Below are 23,193 nucleotides of genomic sequence, written 5' to 3'. Positions count from 1 at the left end.
GATAAAAAAAACCTTTTCTTACGAAAAGGTTTTTTGTTTTTTATTCGTTTAAATATTCCACACGGCAAACAATGTTAAAACGGAAAATAGGGTGGCTAAACCGTAGAAAATCACGCCAGCAGCGGGAATATGGACTTTAAAATCGTGCAAACCTAAATGGACACGATGAATACCACACCAAGCGGGGAAGATCAGCAAAGCAAGAATAGCGAGCTTGCCAATCCAAGTACCAGCAAAGGCGATGATGTTATCAGGCGAAATCAACCCAAAGGGGAGCAAAAAGCCTAAAATTAGCACAAGAACAGGGAAGAACACGGCACTGATCGCACCGCCTGCACCGAATAAGAGCCATACGGCAGGTTCATTTGAACGTTTTGGATTTTGTTTATTCATATGCTTATTTCCTATACTAAAATTAAGGCAAGAATACTCACTACGGCGGTAATTGCCCAAAATACGCGAGAAAGTAATTTCGCATCTAGGCGTTCATTTTTCACAATAATATTCACCATTTGTGGAGCCATATTAAAAAACGTATAGCTATTTAATAGTACTGCCCCAAGGGTGATGATATTTAAAATCACTACCAGTGGATTTTGTAAAAAATGCACGAAATTGGTGGCAAATGCACCGTTGCCTAAACAAATTAAGCCATAAAAAAGTTCTAAGCAAAACCAAAGGGTTGGAACGGCAGTGCTTTCACGCAACACATAGAATTTGTAAAAATCTAACTTTTTCCACCAAGTTGGTTTAACTTCACGCACATATTTTTTGCGTTTGCTTGTGGTTACTGTTGTCATTTTCCTCTCCTTAGCTTTGCGGTTTTAACATTGCCAACACATAATCTTTCGCACTTTCGATTTTGCCTTGGTTCACTGCGGAGGCTGGATTAACGTGTTTTGGACACACTTCAGAACAGTAACCCACGAATGTACAGCTCCACACCCCGTTATCACCGTTAAGAATTTTCATTCGTTCAGCTTTACCGTGATCACGATTATCAAGGTTATAGCGATGCGCCAATGTAATTGCAGCAGGGCCGACAAATTCTGGATTTAAGCCGAATTGTGGGCAAGCGGCATAGCATAAACCACAGTTAATACACATTGAGAATTGGCGATATTTCTCTAGCTGTGCTGGGGTTTGTTTGGTGCGACTTTTCGCTAATTCCGCCGATGGGTGCGGTTTGCCGTCCAGCGGTGGGGCTTCATTACCGATAATGTAAGGTTTAATGCTTTCTAAACTTTCAATAAAGTGGCTGAGATCCACCACTAAATCACGTTCAATTGGGAAGTTAGCCAATGGTTCAATACGCATATGCCCGCTGTAATCACGCAAGAATGTTTTGCAAGCGAGTTTTGGCTTGTTATTCACCATCATTCCGCAAGAGCCACAAATCGCCATACGACAAGACCAGCGGTAAGACAATTCAGGTTCAAGCTTATCTTTAATATAGCCAAGGGCATCTAATAGCGAGGTTTGGCTATCATAAGGCACTTGGTAAGTTCTTAAATAAGGTTCTTTATCCACCTCCGGGTTATAACGCAGAACCTCAATATTCATCATTGCTTGATTAGCCATTTGTTTGCTCCTTAGCTTTCGCTGCCGCTTCTTGAGCTTCAGCTTCCGCACCATAAACACGTTTTGCAGGTTGAGATTTTGTGATTTTCACTGGGCTGTATTCAATGCGAGGCATACCGTCAGCATTGTAGAAAGCCAAAGTGTGTTTTAAGTAATTCACATCATCACGTTCTGTGTAGTCTAAACGTTGGTGAGCACCACGAGATTCTTTACGCTCAATGGCTGAATTCGCGATAGATTGTGCTACATCTAAAATGTAACCCAATTCCACGGTATAAAGCACATTGGTATTGAACACGCTTGAGCGATCAGCAATGCGAATGCGTTTATAACGTTCTTTTAGTTCAGCAATTTTATCAACGGTTTGTTGCATACTTTCTTGTGTACGATAAATACCACAACCTTCTTCCATTGAATCGCCCATTTCATCACGAATTTGCGACCAAGATTCTGTGCCTTCTTGATTGTAGAGATCTTCCAAACGTTGAACCACATCTTTCGCTTGTGCATCAACTGCACCTTGGTTGGCTGGGCTGGCTTCAGCAGCACGTTGTGCGGCATATTCCCCAGCTACACGGCCCAATACCACAAGCTCAGCAAGAGAGTTAGAGCCTAAACGGTTCGCCCCGTGCAAGCCTGATGACGCACATTCACCCACAGCAAATAAGCCTTTAATACGGGTTTCGCTGTTGAAATCCACTTCAATACCGCCCATTGTGTAATGCACCACAGGGCGAACTGGGATCGGTGCTTTGGCAGGATCTACCCCCTCATAAGCTTTCGCAAGTTCACAAATAAATGGTAAACGTTCGTGCAGATATTTTTCACCTAAATGGCGTAAATCAAGATGAACCACGTCCACGCCTTTAGCAGTTTTTAACGTATTGCCTTTACGCCATTCTTGCCAGAATGCTTGCGACACCTTATCACGTGGACCTAATTCCATATATTTGTTTTCAGGTTTACCGATTGGGGTTTCAGGGCCTAGACCATAATCTTGTAAATAACGATAGCCATCTTTATTTACCAAAATACCGCCTTCACCACGACAACCTTCCGTCATCAAAATGCCCGTATTCGGCAAACCTGTTGGATGATATTGTACAAATTCCATATCACGCAATGGCACGCCGTGACGATAAGCCATTGACAACCCATCGCCTGTTACGATACCGCCGTTGGTATTAAATCGGAATGCACGACAGCCGCCACCAGTGGCAATAACCACCGCATTAGCATTAATTTGAACCAGCGTTCCCTCCATCATATTCATCGCTACCATACCACGAGCGTGTCCATCATCAACAAGAATATCTAACACGAAATGTTCATCAAAACGTTGAATTTGTGGAAATTGCATTGAGGTTTGAAAAAGGGTGTGTAATAAATGGAAACCTGTTTTATCTGCTGCAAACCACGTCCGCTCAATTTTCATACCACCAAAGCGGCGAACATTTACATCACCGTCCTCTTTACGGCTCCAAGGACAGCCCCAACGTTCTAATTGGGTCATTTCCACGGGAGAATGTTCCACGAAATATTCCACCACATCTTGTTCACACAACCAGTCCCCCCCTGCAACGGTGTCGTGGAAATGTTTTTCATAAGAATCTTCTTCTTTGATAACGGCAGCCGCTCCTCCCTCAGCAGCCACGGTGTGGCTACGCATTGGGTACACCTTAGAAACTAAAGCAATTTTTAAATTTGGATTTGCCTCCGCTGCTGCAATTGCTGCTCGTAGCCCACCGCCACCAGCCCCCACAATTGCAATATCGACATTAACAGTTTGCACGATATTCCTCCAATAAGTAGATGTAGTAAACAAACGTAGATTTCATGTTGAAATCTGAAATTTATTAGGGTTTCATTATTTTGCCACGCTTTTAGGAAATAAATCAGTATTTTTTTGATAAAAAAGGCTATCAAACTATGAAAGTGTGATCTAACTCAAAAAAGCTAATGTGAATATTAGGTGTAAATGAGAACTTTTAGCTTTAACACATTATTTTTTAACGAAAAAGGAGTTATTTATTTTTAGAGTATAGCGTAAAATGGCTTTCTTAATTTTACTTTAAAAAAGAGTTAATTATGTCAGAGCATCAATGGAAACCGACAGCGAGTATTCAAACATTATTATCTAGAGCTAAAATAATCGCTGAAATTCGTCAATTTTTTAGTGAACGTGGTTTATTAGAAGTTGAAACCCCTATACTTAGTGAGTTTGGTGTTACAGATGTGCATTTATCAACATTTAGTACTAAATTAATTTCTCCTTTCCAGAACCAAGAAAAAACATTGTGGTTATCAACTAGCCCAGAATATCCGATGAAACGTTTACTTGCAGCAGGAAGCGGGGCAATTTTTCAATTATGTAAGGTGTTTCGTAATGAAGAAGCGGGTAAAAAGCATAGCCCAGAATTTACGATGTTAGAATGGTATCGCCCCTATTTTGATATGTACCGGCTAATCAATGAAGTCGATGACTTGTTGCAATATATTCTAGATTGTGAACCTGCGGAAAGTATGAGTTACCAGTTTGCTTTTCAAGAATATGTAGGTATTGATCCTTTGTCTGCATCTCAAGATAAACTTATAGAAAAAGCTAAAGAATATTGTTTGGAAAATGCAGAACGTGAAGATCGAGATACTCTACTGCAATTTTTATTTAATGTGGCGGTTGAATCTCAAATAGGGAAAGATAAACCTGTTGCTATTTACCATTTTCCGGCAACTCAAGCAGCACTAGCTCAAATTAGTTCTGAAGATCATCGGGTTGCAGAGCGTTTTGAGTTTTATTATAAAGGTCTTGAATTGGCAAATGGTTTTTGCGAATTAACCGATGCTAATGAACAACGTCATCGTTTTGAACAAGATAATAAACAACGTGAGCGGTTAGGCTTACCGATTCATCAAATTGATGAACGTTTTCTTGCCGCACTTAAAGCGGGGGTACCAAATTGTTCTGGCGTCGCTTTAGGGGTTGATCGTTTAATTATGATTGCTTTAGGACTAGAAAATATTAATGAGGTCATTGCTTTTAGCATAGAAAATGCGTAATTAAAGAAAATATGAAGATGCTTATTTAGGGAATAGTTTAAAGTTGGCAATTAAAGATGCACTTCATTGCCAACTTGTTGAAGCAATTAGAAAGCGTTTACTATTCCTTTATGTCTCAACAACGCGTCAAGTTGTGGTTCGCGTCCGCGGAAGCGTTTGAATAACACCATTGGCTCTTCTGAACCGCCACGGGTAAGGATTTCGTCTAAGAACGATTGCCCTGTTACTGGATTAAAAATGCCTTCCTCCTCAAAACGTGAGAATGCATCTGCCGATAGCACTTCCGCCCATAAATAGCTGTAATAGCCCGCTGCATAACCGCCGGCAAAAATATGGCTAAAGCTATGCGGATTTCTTGCCCAATCTACCCCTTTAATTACCGCCACATCTTCTTTCACTTGTTTTAAGGTGTCTAAAATTTGATTTGGTTGGTTCGCATCAAAATAATGATGCAAACGGAAATCAAATAACCCAAATTCAAGCTGACGTAACACGAACATTGCCGCTTGGAAGTTTTTCGCTTTGAGCAATTGTTGCAATTTTTCTTTTGGTAGCGGTTCGCCCGTTTCATAATGCCCTGAAATAAAGGCGAGCGCCTCTTCTTCCCAACACCAATTTTCGAGGAACTGGCTTGGCAGCTCCACCGCGTCCCAAGGCACGCCGTTGATACCTGCTACATCTGCGACATCAATTTGGGTCAGCATATGGTGAATGCCGTGTCCAAATTCGTGGAATAAAGTGGTTACTTCATCGTGCGTAAAGAGTGCCGGTTTATCGCCCACTGGTGCGTTAAAGTTACAAGTGAGATAAGCCACTGGCTGCTGAATTGTGCCATCAGCTTTACGGCGGCGACCAACACAATCGTCCATCCACGCACCGCCACGTTTATTTTCGCGAGCGTAGAGATCTAAATAAAAACTCCCTCGTAGCTGGTCTTGGCTATCAATCAAATCAAAGAAACGTACATCTTTATGCCAAGTGTCCACATCAAAACGTTCAACAGCACGAATGTTGAATAAGCGTTTAATCAGCTCAAATAAGCCTGAAAGTACGCGATTTTCGGGAAAATAAGGGCGAAGTTCTTCATCATTAATGGCGTATAAATGTTGTTTTTGTTTTTCGCTATAAAATGCAATATCCCAAGGCTCAAGTGCGGTAATACTAAAGTGGGTTTTACAAAAGTCTTCTAATTCCGCTAATTCTTGTTGCCCTTGTGATTTGGAACGGCTTGCCAAATTATCGAGGAAATCCAGTACTTGTTGCGGATTTTCAGCCATTTTAGTGGCTAGAGAAAGTTCAGTGTAATGCTCAAAATCAAGCAATTTTGCCAATTCAACGCGTAAGGTTAAGATCTCTTGCATAATGGCAGAATTATCCCATTTTCCTGCATTCGGGCCTTGTTCTGAAGCACGAGTCACAAAAGCACGGTACATTTCTTCTCGCAAATCACGATTTTCACAATAGGTCATCACAGGCAAATAGCTTGGAAATTCAAGGGTGAAGCGATAGCCCGTTAGCCCTTTGCTTTCGGCGGATTGCTTCGCCGCTTGCAAGGCACTTTCTGGTAAGCCTTTGAGCTGGCTTTCTTCTTCAATCACTTTATCCCAGCCCATTGTGGCATCTAGCACATTGTTGCTAAATTGTGAACTTAGCTCGGATAAACGCGCCACGATTTCGCCATAGCGTTTTTGTTTTTCGGCTGGCAAAGAAATGCCTGAGAGTTTGAAATCACGCAAGGCATTATCAATGGCTTTTTTCTGTGCCACGCTGTAAGTTTCATATTCTGGGCTATTTTTAAGCTGTAAATAGGCTTGATATAAGCCCTCGTGTTGCCCTAACCAAGTGCTATATTCAGAAAGCAATGGTAAACAGGCTTGATAGGCCTCACGCAATTCAGGGCTGTTTTTTACTGCATTTAAGTGGCTCACTGGCGACCAAGCTTTGCTTAGGCGATCACCACTTTCAGTTAATGGTTCAATAAAATTCTGCCAAGTTAAGTGCGGTTGTTTTAAAACCTGTTCTACAGTATCTCGATTTTCTTGAATTAATTGTGTAATTGCGGGTTGAATATGTTCGGGTTTAATTTGCGAAAATTGCGGTAAGGTGGTTTCGCTTAATAGCGGATTTGTCATAAAAGCTCCTTGCTTTCCTAATCAATGTTATTGCATAACAAATAAGGGGAGATTCTATAATATCAAGGTTGAGAAATCTAAAAAAATGTGGATAATTGAGAATTATTTTTATTTATTGGTTGATATTTGGACAGTAGAAAATGAAAGCTATTTATATTTTGTTAGGATTTCTCTCGCTCGGCTTGGGGATTTTAGGAGCGTTTCTCCCCTTGTTGCCCACCACGCCTTTTTTGCTATTAACCGTATTTTGTTTCGCGAAAGGCTCAGAGCGGTTGCATAATTGGATCATTCAGACCCAGCTTTACAAAAATCATTTGCAATCATTCAGCGAAGAGCGAGCCTTAACCTTAAAAACCAAAATTCGCATTTTATGTTTTTCTACCGCAATGCTCGCTGCAGGTTTTTATTTTACACCGACCATTTACGGCAAAGTGGCGATTTTACTCGGCTTGCTCATTCACTATTGGATCTTTTTCTTCTGGATCAAAACCATCAAAGAATAATTGGTATTGCGGGGGCGTTTTTGTATAATGCGACTATTTAAACAAGCCCCTATCGCTCAATGTCATTATTCAATTTTACCAACGCGTTTAAAAGTGCGGTGCTTTTGGGCTGCCTTTTTTTCCTGCTGAATTGCGATCAAAAAAGTGTCCATACAACCACTGCGTATTCACGTCAAAACGAACCACAACTTCGGCTTCCGCGACTTGTGCGAGGGGTTTATACTGATGTGGTGATTTTCCCTGAACAACTACAAAATGAGGAACAGGCGAGCTTTTTGCGGGATATTGCGGAGGGCTTGGTGATGTATGACCCTCAAGGTAATATCCAGCCTGCCGTGGCGGAAAGTTGGCACACGGAAGATAATAAAACGTGGATTTTTACCTTACGCGAACAGGCGAAATGGTCGAATGGCTCGCCCGTTACCGCAATGGATTTTGTGCAAAGCTGGCGGCAGTTGGCAACCTCATCAAGCCCATTGAAAAATTATCTCGCTTTTCTCAATATGCAAAATGCCATAGCGGTCTTAGCGGGAAAAACGGCGGTGGAGGAATTGGGCGTGCAAGCCAATTCGCCACGCGAATTACAAATTACCTTAGATAAAGCCACGCCTTATTTGCCTGAAATGCTGGCACACGCCGCATTATTACCACAATATTTTGCTCCAAGCGAAGAAAAATATCAAAGTGAGCCAAAGATCAAGCCACAAATTGTTAGCAACGGAGCTTATTATGTGAAAAGTCAGCAGGGCGATCGCATTCATTTAGCCCTCAACCCTTATTATTGGCAGAAAAAAAACGTTTTCTTCCCAGAGGTGGATTATCAGAAAATCCGCACTACTCAGCCTTTAGACGGGATTGATGTGGTGTTGAACCCGCAACAAAAAAATCTTCCCGTGCAATATTTGCCGAAACTTTGTACTTATTATTATGAGTTTAATTTTAACGATCCAATGTTGGAAAAAAGTGCGGTGCGAAAATCACTCATTTTTTTGGCTTCGGCACGCAATTTAGTTCGCAGTGAGCAAGCCTCCCATCTCGCTACCAACCATTTTTTACCGCAATCAATGTGGGACGAGCAAGAAACCGCGTGGAGTCCCATTTTGGTGGAGCAGCTTTTGCAGCAAAATGGCATTACGGAGCGTTCTCCATTGGTGCTGCGTTTGACCTTTGATCAAGAGGGATTTAATCAGATCATCGGGCAACGCCTTGTCCAAATGTTGTCACAGTCAGACCTCATTCATATTCAGCCAGAGCCTGTTTCTCGCCAAACTCTGCTTGCGAAGCGTGCCAAGGGAGATTTTCAAATTATCCGATCTGGTTGGTGTGCGGATTATAACGAGCCTTCCGCGTTTTTGATGAATTTCTATTCTAAAAGCCCAGATAATAAATCAGGCTATCATAATGAAAAAGTGGACGCGTTATTAGAACAAAGCTTACAGCCAATTTCTAAAGAAAAACGCACCGCACTTTATCAGCAAATTAGCCAATTATTACAACAAGATAACGTCGTATTACCCGTTTTTCAGTACACAACCCCGATTTACCTCGCCCCGAATATACAAGGCGTAGATAAACAAAATCCAAGCAATGTGATTTATAGTAAGGATTTAAGGCAAAGTAATTAATATCCTATTTTGAAAAAATGGCTTGCTGAATTTCGCTAATTTGTGATCTCGTTAAACCATTATTTATAAAAAAGCTCTTGAGCCAATTAATTTGGGTTTCTAATTTATTAGGGTGATGCCTTTTTTCTAAGCTATTTAATTTTGCTTTGGCTTTGTCAATATATGTTTTTAAGGGGATTGATTGAGCAGGAGAGAAATCCACCATTTTTATTAGTGCGTTAATGTCTTTTTCTGTGAGATTTTCTGCTTTTAGTAAAGAATTGACCCAATTAAATTGGCTTTGAGATTTATTCGGTAAACTTCTTGGTGAAATCTGGTTTACTTTATCAATTTGATTTTGTACTTTTGATGCTAGTATAGACATAGTTGCAGCTTGAGCATTATCATTTTGGCTGTCTGGCAATATATCGTCAATGCTATCTAATCGTTTCGCTTGTTGAATTCGCCCTTTTGTAAGATAGTAATGAATAATCGAATCAAAACCTTTATCTTTAGAAATAATATAAAGAGCATTAAATTGATATTCTGTCGTAATACGAGCCATTTCATCAACAATGATAAAATCTAATGCATTCTTTCCCGCTTTTGGACATTCAATAATGCGACAATTTTTTCCAAACACTATTAAAGATTTTATCAAAACAACAGGTAAGAGTTTTTGGTTTTCACCGACGCAAAGAACAATAAAGTACTCATTAGGCGATAAATGCGTTAATGTTTTAGGTTGAACGTTTTCATAATCAATAACGATCAAGTTCATACTATTCCTCTGTAAAGCATTAATAATACACTTTTTTATTTTTAATTCGCAGGCACTGCCTCTTCCACGGGAGCAGCTTGAGCACTTGATGACGGGATGAGTACGTCCCATAGGCTTTGGCGTTTTGGTTGTTCTGCTTCTTTTGGTGTTTCTTGTTCAGTGCAGAAGGATTGATTGCGATCTGCCCATACGGGAATTTGGCGGGAGCTGTTACAATCCCAACTACCATAGCTAGTGATCCCCACCCATTTGATGCCTTCAGGGGCGGAGGGGTGTAACGCTGTAGCGGTGGTGCGTTGTAAGTAGTTTTTATACACTTGCAATGCACCTGTTGCCCCCGTGAGTTTGGTTTCACCATTATCATCACGCCCTAACCAAACAGTGGCGAGATTTTCGCCATCAACGCCGACAAACCAAGTATCCCGTGCGGAGTTGGTCGTGCCGGTTTTTCCTGCCAAATGCAAATGGGAAAACTGGCTTTGTAAGCTACGAGCCGTACCGTATTCCACGGTTTGTTGCATTGCATAAAGGGTTTGGTAGGCAGCTTGTGCTGGCACAACTTGCTCTGGCTGCATTGCACGTTGATAAATGATATCCCCTTGCTGGTTAGTAATGCTATCAATGGTTGCCAGCGGAATAGTTGCCCCTAGATTGGCAAGAGTTTGGAATAATTGGGCTACTTCGTAGGGGGAAATAGAATAAGATCCCAGCAACATCGCTGGAACTTTTGGAATTTTTACTTTATCCCACCCCATTGCCTTTTGTGTATCAATAACCTTGCTTAAGCCTACTTCCATTCCAATATTCACCGTTGGAATATTCAGCGAGCGGGCTAACGCGTCCATTAACATCACTGGACCGCTGTAACGGCGGTCGTAGTTTCGCGGTTGCCACGGCGGGCTGCCTTTTGTGTGAATGGTGATCGGCTGGTTTGGGATTGGCGTGTTTAGACGGAACTCACTCGGATCACTAAGTGCGGTCAGATAAATTGACGGTTTTACCAAAGAGCCAATTTGTCGTTTGGCGTTTAAAGCACGGTTAAAGCCCGCGTAGTTGGTTTGTCGTCCACCTACAATAGCTTTGATCTCACCATTATGATAATCCGCTATGATCATCGCCGCTTCCAAATAGGGATTTTTATATTTCACCTGCAATTCAGAAACCGCATTGATCACTGCTTGTTCGGCATATTGTTGCTGTTTAATATCTAAGGTAGAGAAAATGCGTGTTCCCGACAGGCTACTTGCTCTATTTTCTCCTAGTCGCTGACGTAATTCGGTTTGTAGTGTTTGGATAAAGGCAGGGTATTTGCGGGTAATCTGCCCGTGTTTTTGCACGCCAAGTGGGCGTTTGCTCAGCATATCATACAGTTCTTGCCCAATGACTTTATGCTCAAGTAATAAATGCAACACCACATTACGGCGTTCAAGGGCAAGCTTAGGATTACGCCACGGATTATACAATGACGGGCCTTTCACCATTCCTACTAAAAGGGCGATTTGATCGAGGTTGATCTCGCGGATCGAACGGCCAAAATAAAAGTGGCTAGCAAGCTCAAAACCGTGAATTTGCGTGTTGCCATTTTGCCCGAGATAAATTTCATTGAGATAGGTTTCTAAAATACGGTTTTTATCGTAACGCCAGTCTAAAATCAGTGCCATTAAGGCTTCATTAATTTTTCGGCTGAAGGTGCGTTCATTGGATAAAAACAGGTTTTTTACTAACTGCTGAGTGAGAGTGCTTCCGCCTTGTACGCGGTGTCCCGCTTGAAAATTTGCCACCACAGCCCTTGCAATGCCTAATGGGCTAATACCTTCGTGCTGGTAAAAGCGGCGATCTTCAGTTAAAAGAAGGGTATCGATCAGCAATCTAGGATAATTTTGTAGCGAAAGAGTTAAGCGTTCTTCTTTTTCAGATTGTAACATTGCGATCAATTTTGGTGCGAGCGGAAAATCTTCAATGGCTTGCGTATTTACTAAATCTTCGATCACTGCTAATTGATTATTTTGGAAACGTAAACGAAAAACTCGTTGAGCTTCAGGTGCTGTGGGAAATGGAAATGCACCTCTTAATAAAACAATGGTGTCATTTTCAACTTTAAAATCTCCAGGTACGGCTATCATTGTGGTTTGGCGATAATTATTTTCTAATAAGCGTTGCTTCACCTGTTCAAAGCTAAGCTTATCACTCAAACGAATAGATTCAATACGACTATATACCTCTGCGGGAAGTTGCCAAATTTGTCCATCCATTTTGGAACGGATTTTGCCATCTAAATAAATGCAGTAAAAAATAAGGTAACAAATAATAACGAATGCTAATTTTATAGAAAAGTTACGAAAACGTTTTTTTTTCGATGAATTTAGGATAGATGAGGGCTTAGCTTTATTTTTTGCCATCGTTGTTGCACCTCATTTAACGGTTAAAAGATAAATAAGAATGTAAAAATTGTTCAAAATCTTCTAAGCCACAAAAGGCAAGGCTTTCTTCATCATAATAATGGAAATCTTGCTCAAGGGCTTGTTGATCTTCAATGACAAGATTGTTCGCCCGCACCATCACTTCATCCGCACTGATAAACAGGCTGTATTCTGAGCCGATTAAACGGAAATCTTGATTCGGCGATTGGCGTGCTTGCTCAATCAAAGAAAGTGCAGTAAAAACTGGCTTAGAATCTGACCGCACTTCGCTATTTAGCCAATTTGCCAAGGCTTCGTGTCCCATTGAACATTTGGCGGAAATCTGCCCGCCTTGGGCGAAAAATTGATAATCCATTTTAGATACTGAACGATGAACCACAACCACAAGTGGTGGTGGCATTGGGGTTGTTTACCACAAAACGCGAGCCTTCTAAGCCTTCGGTGTAATCCACTGTGCCGCCGATTAAATATTGCAAGCTCATCGGATCGATCACTAATTGCACGCCGCTGTTTTCAATGGTGAGATCACCTTCATTGACTTTTTCATCAAAGGTAAAGCCATATTGGAAACCGCTACAACCGCCGCCAGTGATATAAACACGCAATTTTAATTCGCTATTTTCTTCTTCGCTAATCAAGGCTTTGACTTTATTTGCTGCCGCATCGGTAAAAGTTAAAGGGATTGCCATCTCGGTCATAATTTATCTCGCTTGTGTCTTTGTCAATGTTAAGTTGGCTATTATCTAATAACCTAGTAAACCATTCAAGAATTTATAGCCGTTTGCTTTCAAAATAATAGGGCGTTTTCGCCGCAAGCTATAATTTAAACGGCGAGAGCAAGGATTTTTCTTTGAAAAGGTGGTAAAATGTGGCACAAATTTTTGTCTAGGAGAAGTTATGGCAATTCCAATTAGAACAGAACAAGAAATCGAAAAATTGCGGGAAGCCTGTAAGTTGGCATCTGATGTATTGGTGATGATAGAACCCTATGTGAAAGAGGGGGTAACCACGGGTGAATTAGATCGCATTTGCCACCAATATATGGTGGAACAACAAAAGGTGATCCCCGCTTGTTTAGGCTATCACGGTTTTCCAAAAGCCACTTGTATTTCCATTAATGAAGTGGTTTGCCACGGTATTCCAAGCGAGGGGAAAAAGCTCAAAAATGGCGATATTGTCAATATTGATGTTACCGTGATTAAAGACGGCTACTATGGCGATAATTCCAAAATGTATGTGGTGGGTGAGCCGAGTATCCGCAGCAAAAAACTCATTGATGTAACCCAAGAAGCTTTATATATCGGCTTACGCACAGTGAAACCAGGCATTCGCTTACGCGAGATCGGCAAAGCGATTCAAATTTACACCGAAGCACAAGGGTTCAGTGTGGTGAGAGAATATTGCGGACACGGCATCGGCACAGAGTTTCACAACGATCCACAAGTGCTACATTATGCGGGCGATGACGGCGGTGTGATTTTAAAAGAAGGAATGGTGTTCACTATTGAGCCAATGATCAACGCGGGCAAACGGGAAGTGCGTTTAATGGGCGACGGCTGGACGGTGAAAACCAAAGACCGCAGCCATTCCGCACAATTTGAACACCAAATTGTGGTAACCGCCAACGGTTGTGAAGTGATGACCATTCGCGAGGAAGAAGAAAAAGCAGGACGCATTCAACGTTTTATGGTGAATGTGTAATTTCCGCTACAATTTTGTTAAATGATCAATGTAGTGTAGGAGCAGACCTGTGTGCCTGCCCGAATAAGTTTCCCCAAGCAGCAAGTGGGAAAATAAAAAATGGGCGAACACATAGGTTCGCCCCTACAGTTTTGTTAAATTATCAATGTAATGGCGGGGCAGACCTGTGTGTCTGCCTGAAGCTGAATAGCCCAAAAGGAACAAGCCTAAAATGTTTACCTACGCCCCCGCAACCCCACTCTCCATACAATCCGTCAAACAACAAAAAGAGCAACTCAAAGCCTTTGAATTAGCTGAGTTTTCCGCTTGCTCCGTTTATGCCTTATTGGCAAATCGCACGGCATTTTATGATCAGCTAATGCAACATTTATGGCGGCATTTTGGCTTGGCGGAGGAACCCGCTTTGAGCTTGATCGCGGTGGGGGGCTATGGGCGAGGAGAAATGTTCCCGCTTTCTGATCTGGATTTTCTCATTCTTGCCGAAAAAGAAATTGCGGGCGACAGCGAACAAAAAATCAGCCAAATGGTGCAATTTTTGTGGGATTGCGGTTTCGATGTCGGACACGCGGTGCGAACCCTCTCTCAATGCGAACAAGAGGGCAAAGGCGATATTAGTATCGCCACCAATTTATTGGAAAGCCGCTATTTGTGTGGCAATCAAAAAACCTTTGAAAAACTGACCGCACTTTTAACCCAACCGAATTTCTGGCGGATTGAAGATTTTTATCACGCCAAAATGGCAGAAAAAAACGAACGCTATCAACGCTATCACAACACCAGTTATAACCTTGAACCTGACATTAAACACAGCCCTGGCGGGTTGCGGGATTTGCATTTGCTTTATTGGCTCGCGTTACGCCACACGGGGGCAAAAAATTTAGAAGACATTTTACAAACAGGCTTCATTTACCCCGAAGAATACGCCTTATTGCAAGAAAAACAGCATTTTTTATTCAAAATCCGCTTTGCTTTGCATTTAATTTTAAAGCGTTATGACAACCGATTATTATTCGATCGCCAAGTTAAAATCAGCGAGCTTTTGGGCTATCAAGGCGAGGGCAATCAAGCGGTAGAACAAATGATGAAAGCCTTTTTTCAGGCATTGCAAACCATCGCTTCGCTGACCCATTTGCTCACCAAACATTATCGCGAACATTTTATTGATAGCCTCAGCCAGCAAAGTTGCTTTGCCCTTGATGAGCATTTCCATTTGGCGAACAACGCCATTTGCTTAACTAATCCCCAATGCTTCACCCAAGCCCCTGAAAGCATCTTAACCCTGTTTTATTACCTCACCCAATATCCTACGGCGGAAATTCATTCTTCCACATTACGACAACTTAGCCGCACGTTAGAACATTTTCACGGATATTTATGCAATTTTCCTCTTGCTCGTGAAACTTTTTTACGCTTACTCCAACAACCAAATTGCGTAAAACGAGCCTTTATGCCAATGCACCAATATGGCGTGTTACGCATTTATTTGCCACAGTGGAAAGCCATTGAAGGCTTAATGCAATTTGATTTATTTCACAGCTATACCGTTGATGAACACACTTTACGCGTAATGGGAAAACTAGAGCAATTTTTATCCCCCGAGGGCGAGCAGGCTCACCCCATTTGTAGCCAACTGTTCCGCCAATCTCAAGATCGCAGATTGTTGTATTTAGCCGCCTTATTTCACGATATTGCCAAAGGGCGAGGCGGCGAACACGCCGAATTAGGCGCGGAAGACATGGCACAATTTGCCACATTGCACGGCTTTTCTGAACAGGATACCGACCTAATGCAATGGCTTGTGGCACAGCATTTATTAATGTCTGTAACCGCACAACGGCGGGATATTGATGATCCGAATATCGTCTTGGAATTTGCAGCCGAAGTGAAAACCGAGCAACGCCTTGATGATTTACTCTGCTTAACGGTGGCAGACATTTGTGCCACCAACGAAACCCTATGGAATAGCTGGAAAGCCTCATTGCTCGCACGGCTTTACGCTTACACCAAACAACAACTCGAACAAGGCTTAACCCAAGGTTTAGATAACCGCCTCAAGATTGAAGAACACAAAACCCAAGCCTTAGCCTTGCTACAACGCGAATATCCCTTGCTCAGCGGTGAAGACATCATCACCTTGTGGCAGCCCATCCCTGATGAGTATTTTTTACGCAATAATGCCAAACAAATTTGCTGGCACACGCAATTACTCTCCGAAGCGGGCGGCAACGCGGTGGTAAAAATCAGCAACCGTTTTTCAGCGGGAGGCACGGAAGTGTTTATTTATTGTCAGGATCAAGCCAATTTATTTAATAAAGTGGTGAGCATTATCGGTAGCAAACAGTTCAGCATTCACGACGCTCAAATCATCACCGCAGATAATGGCTACGTTTTCGATAGCTTTATCGTTACCGAATTAAACGGCTCGCTGGTGAGATTTGATCGCCGCCGCGAACTCGAACAGACGCTCATTACAGGGTTAAATGCCGAAAAAATCCCGACTCTCAGCACGGTTAAAAATCACCATTTAAAACCATTCAGCGTCAAAACCGAAGTGAAGTTCCTGCACACCAACCACCCAACACACACAGAAATGGAGCTTTTCGCGTTAGATAAAGCGGGATTACTCGCCGAAGTCAGCCAAATTTTCATCACCCATGGTATCAATTTGCTCAATGCCAAAATCACCACTATCGGCGAAAAAGCAGAAGATTTCTTTATTCTCAACAAAGCTGGAAAAGCCTTATCCGCAATAGAAAGGCAAATGTTGGAAGACAATCTTTTGCAACGACTATAAAAAATTGCGGTAGAAAATACCGCACTTTTAAATGTAAATACCCCGTTTCTAGTGTAAATTGCCTTCGTTCCAATAAAATTTTTAGAAAAGTAACGCCGCACGAGAGCGATGCGAACATCTGTCTTACTTTTCGTTAAGAACATCTTATTGGAATGAATAAAAGCAATTTAGTTCAGTGGACTCTTTTCTTTGCTTACTTTCTTTTGAGTAAGCAAAAGAAAGTAAGTTACCAACGGGAGCCCCATTATAACTACCAAAGAAAAAAGCCATTCGTTCAAATAAAGATAGCACTTAACAACAAACAAAAAACAAGTTAAGTCGCAAAATTCGGTATAGAGGTGGAGATGGGAGGCACCTTCTACAGTTGACTGAATAATTTCGTCTTATAAAACTAAAAAATATTAGCTATTCGTTAAAAGTTTATGATAAATAATGAAAAAGTGCGGTCTTTTCTAACCCTATTTTTCAAATTTTCCAATATGACAGTAACAATGAGCATCGCACCGTTAAGAGCCATTTTTCAGCACCGCACTTTTTGTTTTCCTATTTTTATCGGGGATATTTAGGGCGTATGGCAACGCCCTTATATCTTCCAGTGAAATTAGGCGTTTTTCATTGCTGCGAAAGCGTTACCTGCTGCTTGTAAGGTGCGTTCAATATCTTCTTCACTGTGAGCGAGGGACATAAAGCCTGCTTCATAGGCGGAAGGGGCGAGGTAAACGCCTTGCTCGAGCATTTTATGGAAAAATTGTTTGAATTTTTCCGCATCGCATTGCATCACTTGTTGGTATGAGCTGACTTCCGTTTGATCGGTAAAGAAGATCCCAAACATCCCGCCCACATAATTCACCACAAAAGGAATGCCGTGTTTATCGGCGAGGGCTTTTAAGCCCTTTGCTAATTTTTCGGTGAGTTGTGCGAGGCGTTGTTCATTGCCCGCTTTTTTCAATTCGGTTAAGCAAGCTAAGCCCGCTGCCATTGCAATCGGGTTGCCAGAGAGCGTTCCTGCTTGGTAAACGGGGCCTGTTGGGGCGATGTATTGCATAATTTCTTTTTTCCCGCCAAATGCACCTACAGGCATTCCGCCACCAATAACTTTCCCTAGCGTGGTTAAATCTGGGGTTACGCCATAATATTGTTGCGCCCCGCCTAAGGCAACGCGGAAGCCCGTCATTACTTCGTCAATGATGAGCAATGCACCATATTGATCGCAAAGCTTGCGGAGCTGTTGTAAAAATCCTGCTTTGGGTGGGATACAGTTCATATTGCCCGCGACGGGTTCAATGATTACGCAAGCGATGTCTTGAGGATATTGCTCAAAGGCGTGTTTGACGGAGGCGATGTTGTTGTATTCGCAAGTGAGGGTGTGTTTGGCAAAATCGGCAGGAACGCCCGGGGAGCTTGGTTGCCCGAGTGTGAGTGCACCTGATCCCGCTTTAACCAGTAGGCTGTCGGAATGCCCGTGATAGCAACCTTCAAATTTGATAATTTTGTCGCGTTGGGTGTAACCGCGTGCTAAGCGAATGGCGGACATTGTGGCTTCTGTGCCAGAACTCACCATTCTTACCATTTCAATGGAAGGAACGAGCTGGCAAACCAGTTCGGCTAGGTCGATTTCTAAAGGGGTAGGTGCACCGAAGCTCAGCCCTTTTTCGGCAGTTTTTTGCACCGCACTTAGGATTGCAGGGTGGTTATGCCCTAAGATCATAGGCCCCCACGAGCCGACATAGTCAATATATTGCTTGCCATCGGTATCAAAAATATATGCCCCTTGTGCTTTATCAATAAAGACGGGCGTTCCGCCCACGCCATTGAATGCTCTAACAGGAGAGTTTACGCCGCCTGGAATGACTTTCTGAGCATTAGCAAATAAAGTTTCAGATTGGTTCATTAATTCACCTTCCATTCTTGTTGAAATCATAAATTGACGGGGCATTGTACTGTAAAACGATGTAAAAGAATAAAAATATTTATCTCCGCCTTTTTCTTTGTGATATGCTTTGCCAATATGTTTATTACTATGACATTTTATTATGTGGCTCAGTTTTACATTAACCTTTCTCTGCACATTAGCAACTCTGTTTGTGATGCGTCCTATTGCACAAAAGATCGGTTTAGTTGATAAGCCTAATCATCGTAAACGCCACCAAGGGGCGATCCCATTAATTGGCGGCATTTCGTTATTTGTTGGAAATCTGATTTTTTATTTTTTAGAGTGGGATCAACTGCGTCTTCCCGTGCTTTATTTATTCAGCATTTTTGTTCTGCTCGTCATCGGTGTATTAGATGATCGTTTTGATATTAGCCCTTTTTTACGAGCGGGTATTCAGGCGTTTCTTGCGATCTTAATGATTGATATGGGTAATATTTATCTCGATCATCTCGGGCAAATTCTTGGGCCTTTTCAACTAACTCTAGGCTCGATTGGCTTGATTATTACTGTATTTGCCACGATTGCCGTGATTAATGCCTTTAATATGATAGATGGTATTGATGGTCTGCTCGGCGGGTTATCCAGTGTGGCGTTTGCCGCAATCGGGATTTTGCTCGTAATGGATAATCAGATGGATCTTGCCTATTGGAGCTTCGCATTAATTATTGCTTTGCTCCCTTATATGCTATTAAATTTAGGCATTCCTTTTGGCACACGGTTCAAGGTGTTTATGGGGGATGCGGGCAGTACGCTCATTGGCTTCACGATCATTTGGATTTTACTGCTTAGCACGCAAGGCAAAGGACACCCAATGAACCCCATCACGGCACTATGGATCATTGCCATACCAGTGATGGATATGATCGCCATTATTTACCGCCGTTTACGCAAAGGCAAAAGCCCGTTCCGCCCCGATCGCTTACATATTCATCATTTAATGGTGAGAGCGGGATTAAGCTCAAGACAAGCTTTTTTGCTCATTACATTCATTGCTGCACTTTGTGCTGGTTTTGGCATTCTTGGCGAAATTTATTACATCAATGAATGGATAATGTTTCTTGGCTTTATCATTTTATTTTTCATTTATTCATTTTCCATCGCTAGAGCCTGGCGAATTACCCGCTGGGTGCGTAGAATGAAACGTCGCCAGCGTCGTTTATCATAAATATTTAAGGAGAATTATTGGCGTGAAACAGTCGATTAAAAAATATTCTATTGTTATTTTGATTACTTTCATCTTTATTGTAGTTGGATATGGAGTCAGCTTACTTGAAAAAACACAATGGAAATCAGAGGCACAAATCTTTCAGCCTACAACAAATGAATTGGGGAATTACTACGCATTAGCTTCAATGTATCAATTTATTCAAGGAAAAGTACTGTCAGAAGAACATTTGACCCAAAAAGTGTATGAGGAATTTAAACGTCAGCTTACCTCATATGACAATATTCGACGGTTTTGGCAACAAACGCCTTATTATAAACAAAAAGAAACGGGAAATATCCAAGCAGATCGGATATTACTTGAGGAATTAGTAAAAGCAGTGAAATTTTCAACCGCACTTAGGGGAACAGCGGATAGCCTAACATTGCAATTAGATAACCCAAAGCAAGCATTTGAGATGCTTAATGCTTTTATCGCATATACTAATCTTTCTGCTCGGCAAGTTATTTATAGTGAACTTATTGGCGAATGGAAAACTTTGTTTAATCAAGTTGATAGTGCAGCACAACTAAATTTAGGAAGCCTTTTACAAGGAGATGCAATTGGCATACAAGATTGGCAAGGAAAGCTTAAAATGATGAGGGCAGTAAGTCCACTTGATAATAATTTAATTGCCTATCGTTATCTAAAAACTCCTAGCCAGCCACTACAGTCTGAACCTTTTTCTTTGTTCTGGATTTTTATTGGGGGATTAGTAGGGATTTTAGTTGGTATAATCACTGTGAAGGTGATAGAGAATAGAAAAAGGAAGTTTAAATAAGGGCAATAAATATCAATTTGAGAAAAGTTTGTTGTAAAATATACTCAATAAGTATTCACTTTATAATCAAATTGAGCAAAAAATTATCTTGTAATAAAAAAATTAAAAAAAATACTAGACAAGCTATTTTGAAACTCTTAATATACGCTCCGCAACGACGCAATGAGATTTAAAAAAGGCGTTCGTAGCTCAGTTGGATAGAGCGTTGGCCTCCGGAGCCAAAGGTCGCAGGTTCAAATCCTGTCGAGCGCGCCAAGTCAATGCGTATCTAAACAATGGTGGCTATAGCTCAGTTGGTAGAGCCCCGGATTGTGATTCCGGTTGTCGTGGGTTCAAGTCCCATTAGCCACCCCAATTTATCGGCGAGTAGCGCAGCTTGGTAGCGCAACTGGTTTGGGACCAGTGGGTCGTAGGTTCAAATCCTATCTCGCCGACCAATTTTTTTTTTTTTTTTTTTTTTTTGCTCTTTAACAATCAATCAGACAATCTGTGTGGGCACTTGTTGATTCTGGAAAAAATTTAAAAGATTTAGAACAATTAGTGCTTAACTGAAATTCATAGTGATTTTATAAATGAAATCACAGAGCTTTGTTAGTGTACGAATTGAGAAGGATTAAACTGAAGAGTTTGATCATGGCTCAGATTGAACGCTGGCGGCAGGCTTAACACATGCAAGTCGAACGGTAACGGGTTGAAAGCTTGCTTTCAATGCTGACGAGTGGCGGACGGGTGAGTAATGCTTGGGAATCTGGCTTATGGAGGGGGATAACCATTGGAAACGATGGCTAATACCGCGTATTATCGGGAGATGAAAGGGGGCGAAAGCACCTGCCATAAGATGAGCCCAAGTGGGATTAGGTAGTTGGTGAGGTAAAGGCTCACCAAGCCTGCGATCTCTAGCTGGTCTGAGAGGATGGCCAGCCACACTGGGACTGAGACACGGCCCAGACTCCTACGGGAGGCAGCAGTGGGGAATATTGCGCAATGGGGGGAACCCTGACGCAGCCATGCCGCGTGAATGAAGAAGGCCTTCGGGTTGTAAAGTTCTTTCGGTGGTGAGGAAGGTTGTGATGTGAATAGCATCATGATTTGACGTTAGCCACAGAAGAAGCACCGGCTAACTCCGTGCCAGCAGCCGCGGTAATACGGAGGGTGCGAGCGTTAATCGGAATAACTGGGCGTAAAGGGCACGCAGGCGGTAAATTAAGTGAGATGTGAAATCCCCGAGCTTAACTTGGGAATTGCATTTCAGACTGGTTTACTAGAGTACTTTAGGGAGGGGTAGAATTCCACGTGTAGCGGTGAAATGCGTAGAGATGTGGAGGAATACCGAAGGCGAAGGCAGCCCCTTGGGAAGCTACTGACGCTCATGTGCGAAAGCGTGGGGAGCAAACAGGATTAGATACCCTGGTAGTCCACGCTGTAAACGCTGTCGATTTGGGGATTGGGCTTTAAGCTTGGTGCCCGTAGCTAACGTGATAAATCGACCGCCTGGGGAGTACGGCCGCAAGGTTAAAACTCAAATGAATTGACGGGGGCCCGCACAAGCGGTGGAGCATGTGGTTTAATTCGATGCAACGCGAAGAACCTTACCTACTCTTGACATCCTAAGAAGAACTCAGAGATGAGTTTGTGCCTTCGGGAACTTAGAGACAGGTGCTGCATGGCTGTCGTCAGCTCGTGTTGTGAAATGTTGGGTTAAGTCCCGCAACGAGCGCAACCCTTATCCTTTGTTGCCAGCACTTCGGGTGGGAACTCAAAGGAGACTGCCAGTGATAAACTGGAGGAAGGTGGGGATGACGTCAAGTCATCATGGCCCTTACGAGTAGGGCTACACACGTGCTACAATGGTGCATACAGAGGGAAGCGAGCCTGCGAGGGGGAGCGAATCTCAGAAAGTGCATCTAAGTCCGGATTGGAGTCTGCAACTCGACTCCATGAAGTCGGAATCGCTAGTAATCGCGAATCAGAATGTCGCGGTGAATACGTTCCCGGGCCTTGTACACACCGCCCGTCACACCATGGGAGTGGGTTGTACCAGAAGTAGATAGCTTAACCTTCGGGAGGGCGTTTACCACGGTATGATTCATGACTGGGGTGAAGTCGTAACAAGGTAACCGTAGGGGAACCTGCGGTTGGATCACCTCCTTACCTAATAGAATAGATGAGTGCTCACACAGATTGTCGTGATGGTTGTTAGACAATAAGAAGCGAATGAAAAAAGACGGTAAAAACTGACCGCACTTTTGATAAATCCTTATGGGTCTGTAGCTCAGGTGGTTAGAGCGCACCCCTGATAAGGGTGAGGTCGGTGGTTCAAGTCCACTCAGACCCACCACTCGAGCGAGTGACATAGGGATTAATGATTGGGGATATAGCTCAGCTGGGAGAGCGCCTGCCTTGCACGCAGGAGGTCAGCGGTTCGATCCCGCTTATCTCCACCAAATCATACCATTTAATAAAATCATTGCTAAGTATTCTCATATTACGTAACCGAGTAAGAGAGAATATTTACCAATGATAATGAAAATTATCGAATTTGCTCTTTAACAATAGAAAAACAAGCTGAAAACTGAAGAGACTTTCAAGCTAATGAGGGAGTGGTGATAGTGATAGAGCCATTTTCTTATTAAATTGAAGAAGTCTGAGTAAAAGACTTACTTGAACAAAAGCAAGTAAGCGTTCTCAACGAGAGAACAACT

The 23,193-nt window shown here is 42.3% G+C and carries 17 protein-coding genes, 5 tRNA genes and 1 rRNA gene; 13 read left to right on the top strand and 10 right to left on the bottom strand.

Features of this window, described 5'->3' with window-relative positions; genetic code table 11:
• Positions 1-48: 48 nt before the first annotated feature.
• Genes frdD through frdA form a run of 4 tightly spaced genes read right to left on the bottom strand, consistent with a single transcriptional unit; the run spans position 49 to position 3,373 of the window.
• A complete protein-coding gene (gene frdD / locus HBL79_RS05955; RefSeq protein ID WP_017806092.1) occupies positions 49-393 on the bottom strand; it encodes a fumarate reductase subunit FrdD in 345 nt (114 codons plus the stop codon).
• Positions 394-404: 11 nt separating this feature from the next.
• Complete coding sequence (frdC, locus tag HBL79_RS05950) at positions 405-800, bottom strand: fumarate reductase subunit FrdC (protein WP_035686722.1); 396 nt, start codon at positions 798-800, stop codon at positions 405-407.
• A gap of 10 nt (positions 801-810) precedes the next feature.
• Positions 811-1,581, bottom strand: coding sequence for a succinate dehydrogenase/fumarate reductase iron-sulfur subunit (locus HBL79_RS05945; protein ID WP_017806094.1), 771 nt, complete (start codon positions 1,579-1,581; stop codon positions 811-813).
• On the bottom strand, positions 1,574-3,373 hold the full coding sequence (frdA, locus tag HBL79_RS05940; RefSeq protein WP_017806095.1) for a fumarate reductase (quinol) flavoprotein subunit: 1,800 nt from the start codon (positions 3,371-3,373) through the stop codon (positions 1,574-1,576). Before frdA ends, HBL79_RS05945 begins: the two co-directional genes overlap by 8 nt.
• A 296-nt stretch (positions 3,374-3,669) precedes the next feature.
• Here frdA and epmA point away from each other — a divergent pair, with 296 nt between their 5' ends.
• Entirely contained in the window at positions 3,670-4,638 is a 969-nt protein-coding gene (epmA, locus tag HBL79_RS05935) for an elongation factor P--(R)-beta-lysine ligase (RefSeq protein WP_035686719.1), read from the top strand.
• 86 nt (positions 4,639-4,724) lie between these two features.
• Here the strand turns inward: epmA and prlC are convergent, their stop codons facing one another.
• Positions 4,725-6,770 carry an oligopeptidase A gene (gene prlC / locus HBL79_RS05930; protein ID WP_035686717.1) on the bottom strand — a complete coding sequence of 682 codons (2,046 nt, stop codon included), beginning with the start codon at positions 6,768-6,770 and terminating at the stop codon, positions 4,725-4,727.
• Positions 6,771-6,910: 140 nt separating this feature from the next.
• Between prlC and HBL79_RS05925 the strand changes: the two genes are divergently transcribed.
• Together HBL79_RS05925 and HBL79_RS05920 are read left to right on the top strand one after the other, a co-directional pair.
• On the top strand, positions 6,911-7,273 hold the full coding sequence (locus HBL79_RS05925; protein ID WP_035686715.1) for a YbaN family protein: 363 nt from the start codon (positions 6,911-6,913) through the stop codon (positions 7,271-7,273).
• A 59-nt stretch (positions 7,274-7,332) separates the two neighbouring features.
• Positions 7,333-8,898, top strand: coding sequence for a peptide ABC transporter substrate-binding protein (locus HBL79_RS05920; protein WP_035686713.1), 1,566 nt, complete (start codon positions 7,333-7,335; stop codon positions 8,896-8,898).
• 4 nt (positions 8,899-8,902) lie between these two features.
• Here HBL79_RS05920 and HBL79_RS05915 read toward each other — a convergent pair whose 3' ends face one another.
• The 4 genes from HBL79_RS05915 to erpA are packed head-to-tail and all read right to left on the bottom strand — an operon-like array spanning position 8,903 to position 12,776.
• Complete coding sequence (locus HBL79_RS05915) at positions 8,903-9,658, bottom strand: PIN domain-containing protein (protein ID WP_051128086.1); 756 nt, start codon at positions 9,656-9,658, stop codon at positions 8,903-8,905.
• A 41-nt stretch (positions 9,659-9,699) separates the two neighbouring features.
• Entirely contained in the window at positions 9,700-12,057 is a 2,358-nt protein-coding gene (mrcB, locus tag HBL79_RS05910) for a penicillin-binding protein 1B (protein ID WP_035686711.1), read from the bottom strand.
• 16 nt (positions 12,058-12,073) lie between these two features.
• Positions 12,074-12,433, bottom strand: coding sequence for a YacL family protein (locus HBL79_RS05905; RefSeq protein WP_035686708.1), 360 nt, complete (start codon positions 12,431-12,433; stop codon positions 12,074-12,076).
• A 1-nt stretch (position 12,434) separates the two neighbouring features.
• A complete protein-coding gene (gene erpA, locus HBL79_RS05900; RefSeq protein WP_017806113.1) occupies positions 12,435-12,776 on the bottom strand; it encodes an iron-sulfur cluster insertion protein ErpA in 342 nt (113 codons plus the stop codon).
• 199 nt (positions 12,777-12,975) lie between these two features.
• Between erpA and map the strand changes: the two genes are divergently transcribed.
• Complete coding sequence (map, locus tag HBL79_RS05895; protein ID WP_035686705.1) at positions 12,976-13,779, top strand: type I methionyl aminopeptidase; 804 nt, start codon at positions 12,976-12,978, stop codon at positions 13,777-13,779.
• Positions 13,780-13,990: 211 nt separating this feature from the next.
• A complete protein-coding gene (gene glnD, locus HBL79_RS05890; protein WP_035686702.1) occupies positions 13,991-16,573 on the top strand; it encodes a bifunctional uridylyltransferase/uridylyl-removing protein GlnD in 2,583 nt (860 codons plus the stop codon).
• A gap of 601 nt (positions 16,574-17,174) precedes the next feature.
• Here glnD and hemL read toward each other — a convergent pair.
• Positions 17,175-18,464, bottom strand: a complete 1,290-nt coding sequence (gene hemL, locus HBL79_RS05885) for a glutamate-1-semialdehyde 2,1-aminomutase (RefSeq protein WP_035686699.1) — start codon at positions 18,462-18,464, stop codon at positions 17,175-17,177.
• Between the two features lie 142 nt (positions 18,465-18,606).
• On the opposite strand from hemL, the gene wecA reads away from it, so the two are divergent.
• The 8 genes from wecA (at position 18,607) to HBL79_RS05845 (ending at position 22,935) form a co-directional block, all read left to right on the top strand.
• Positions 18,607-19,671, top strand: a complete 1,065-nt coding sequence (gene wecA, locus HBL79_RS05880; RefSeq protein WP_035686696.1) for a UDP-N-acetylglucosamine--undecaprenyl-phosphate N-acetylglucosaminephosphotransferase — start codon at positions 18,607-18,609, stop codon at positions 19,669-19,671.
• Between the two features lie 22 nt (positions 19,672-19,693).
• Complete coding sequence (locus HBL79_RS05875) at positions 19,694-20,491, top strand: Wzz/FepE/Etk N-terminal domain-containing protein (protein ID WP_051128085.1); 798 nt, start codon at positions 19,694-19,696, stop codon at positions 20,489-20,491.
• A 178-nt stretch (positions 20,492-20,669) separates the two neighbouring features.
• A tRNA-Arg gene (locus HBL79_RS05870) sits at positions 20,670-20,746 on the top strand.
• A 23-nt stretch (positions 20,747-20,769) separates the two neighbouring features.
• Positions 20,770-20,845, top strand: a tRNA-His gene (locus HBL79_RS05865).
• Positions 20,846-20,851: 6 nt separating this feature from the next.
• Positions 20,852-20,928, top strand: a tRNA-Pro gene (locus tag HBL79_RS05860).
• A gap of 178 nt (positions 20,929-21,106) precedes the next feature.
• Positions 21,107-22,642 (top strand): 16S ribosomal RNA (locus HBL79_RS05855).
• 110 nt (positions 22,643-22,752) lie between these two features.
• A tRNA-Ile gene (locus HBL79_RS05850) sits at positions 22,753-22,829 on the top strand.
• 30 nt (positions 22,830-22,859) lie between these two features.
• A tRNA-Ala gene (locus HBL79_RS05845) sits at positions 22,860-22,935 on the top strand.
• Positions 22,936-23,193: the final 258 nt, after the last annotated feature.

It is taken from the genome of Avibacterium paragallinarum (genome assembly GCF_011765605.1).
GTDB classification, from domain to species: domain Bacteria; phylum Pseudomonadota; class Gammaproteobacteria; order Enterobacterales; family Pasteurellaceae; genus Avibacterium; species Avibacterium paragallinarum.
This window is presented reverse-complemented; position numbering and strand designations above follow the sequence as displayed.

Bases quoted from the DNA above. Each gene is read 5' to 3' on its own strand.
- frdC (WP_035686722.1), bottom strand. From the start codon at position 800: ATGACAACAGTAACCACAAGCAAACGCAAAAAATATGTGCGTGAAGTT.
- glnD (WP_035686702.1), top strand. From the start codon at position 13,991: ATGTTTACCTACGCCCCCGCAACCCCACTCTCCATACAATCCGTCAAA.
- mrcB (WP_035686711.1), bottom strand. From the start codon at position 12,057: ATGGCAAAAAATAAAGCTAAGCCCTCATCTATCCTAAATTCATCGAAA.
- erpA (WP_017806113.1), bottom strand. From the start codon at position 12,776: ATGACCGAGATGGCAATCCCTTTAACTTTTACCGATGCGGCAGCAAAT.
- HBL79_RS05920 (WP_035686713.1), top strand. From the start codon at position 7,333: ATGTCATTATTCAATTTTACCAACGCGTTTAAAAGTGCGGTGCTTTTG.
- HBL79_RS05945 (WP_017806094.1), bottom strand. From the start codon at position 1,581: ATGGCTAATCAAGCAATGATGAATATTGAGGTTCTGCGTTATAACCCG.
- prlC (WP_035686717.1), bottom strand. From the start codon at position 6,770: ATGACAAATCCGCTATTAAGCGAAACCACCTTACCGCAATTTTCGCAA.
- HBL79_RS05925 (WP_035686715.1), top strand. From the start codon at position 6,911: ATGAAAGCTATTTATATTTTGTTAGGATTTCTCTCGCTCGGCTTGGGG.
- frdD (WP_017806092.1), bottom strand. From the start codon at position 393: ATGAATAAACAAAATCCAAAACGTTCAAATGAACCTGCCGTATGGCTC.
- HBL79_RS05915 (WP_051128086.1), bottom strand. From the start codon at position 9,658: ATGAACTTGATCGTTATTGATTATGAAAACGTTCAACCTAAAACATTA.
- hemL (WP_035686699.1), bottom strand. From the start codon at position 18,464: ATGAACCAATCTGAAACTTTATTTGCTAATGCTCAGAAAGTCATTCCA.
- map (WP_035686705.1), top strand. From the start codon at position 12,976: ATGGCAATTCCAATTAGAACAGAACAAGAAATCGAAAAATTGCGGGAA.
- wecA (WP_035686696.1), top strand. From the start codon at position 18,607: ATGTGGCTCAGTTTTACATTAACCTTTCTCTGCACATTAGCAACTCTG.
- HBL79_RS05905 (WP_035686708.1), bottom strand. From the start codon at position 12,433: ATGGATTATCAATTTTTCGCCCAAGGCGGGCAGATTTCCGCCAAATGT.
- epmA (WP_035686719.1), top strand. From the start codon at position 3,670: ATGTCAGAGCATCAATGGAAACCGACAGCGAGTATTCAAACATTATTA.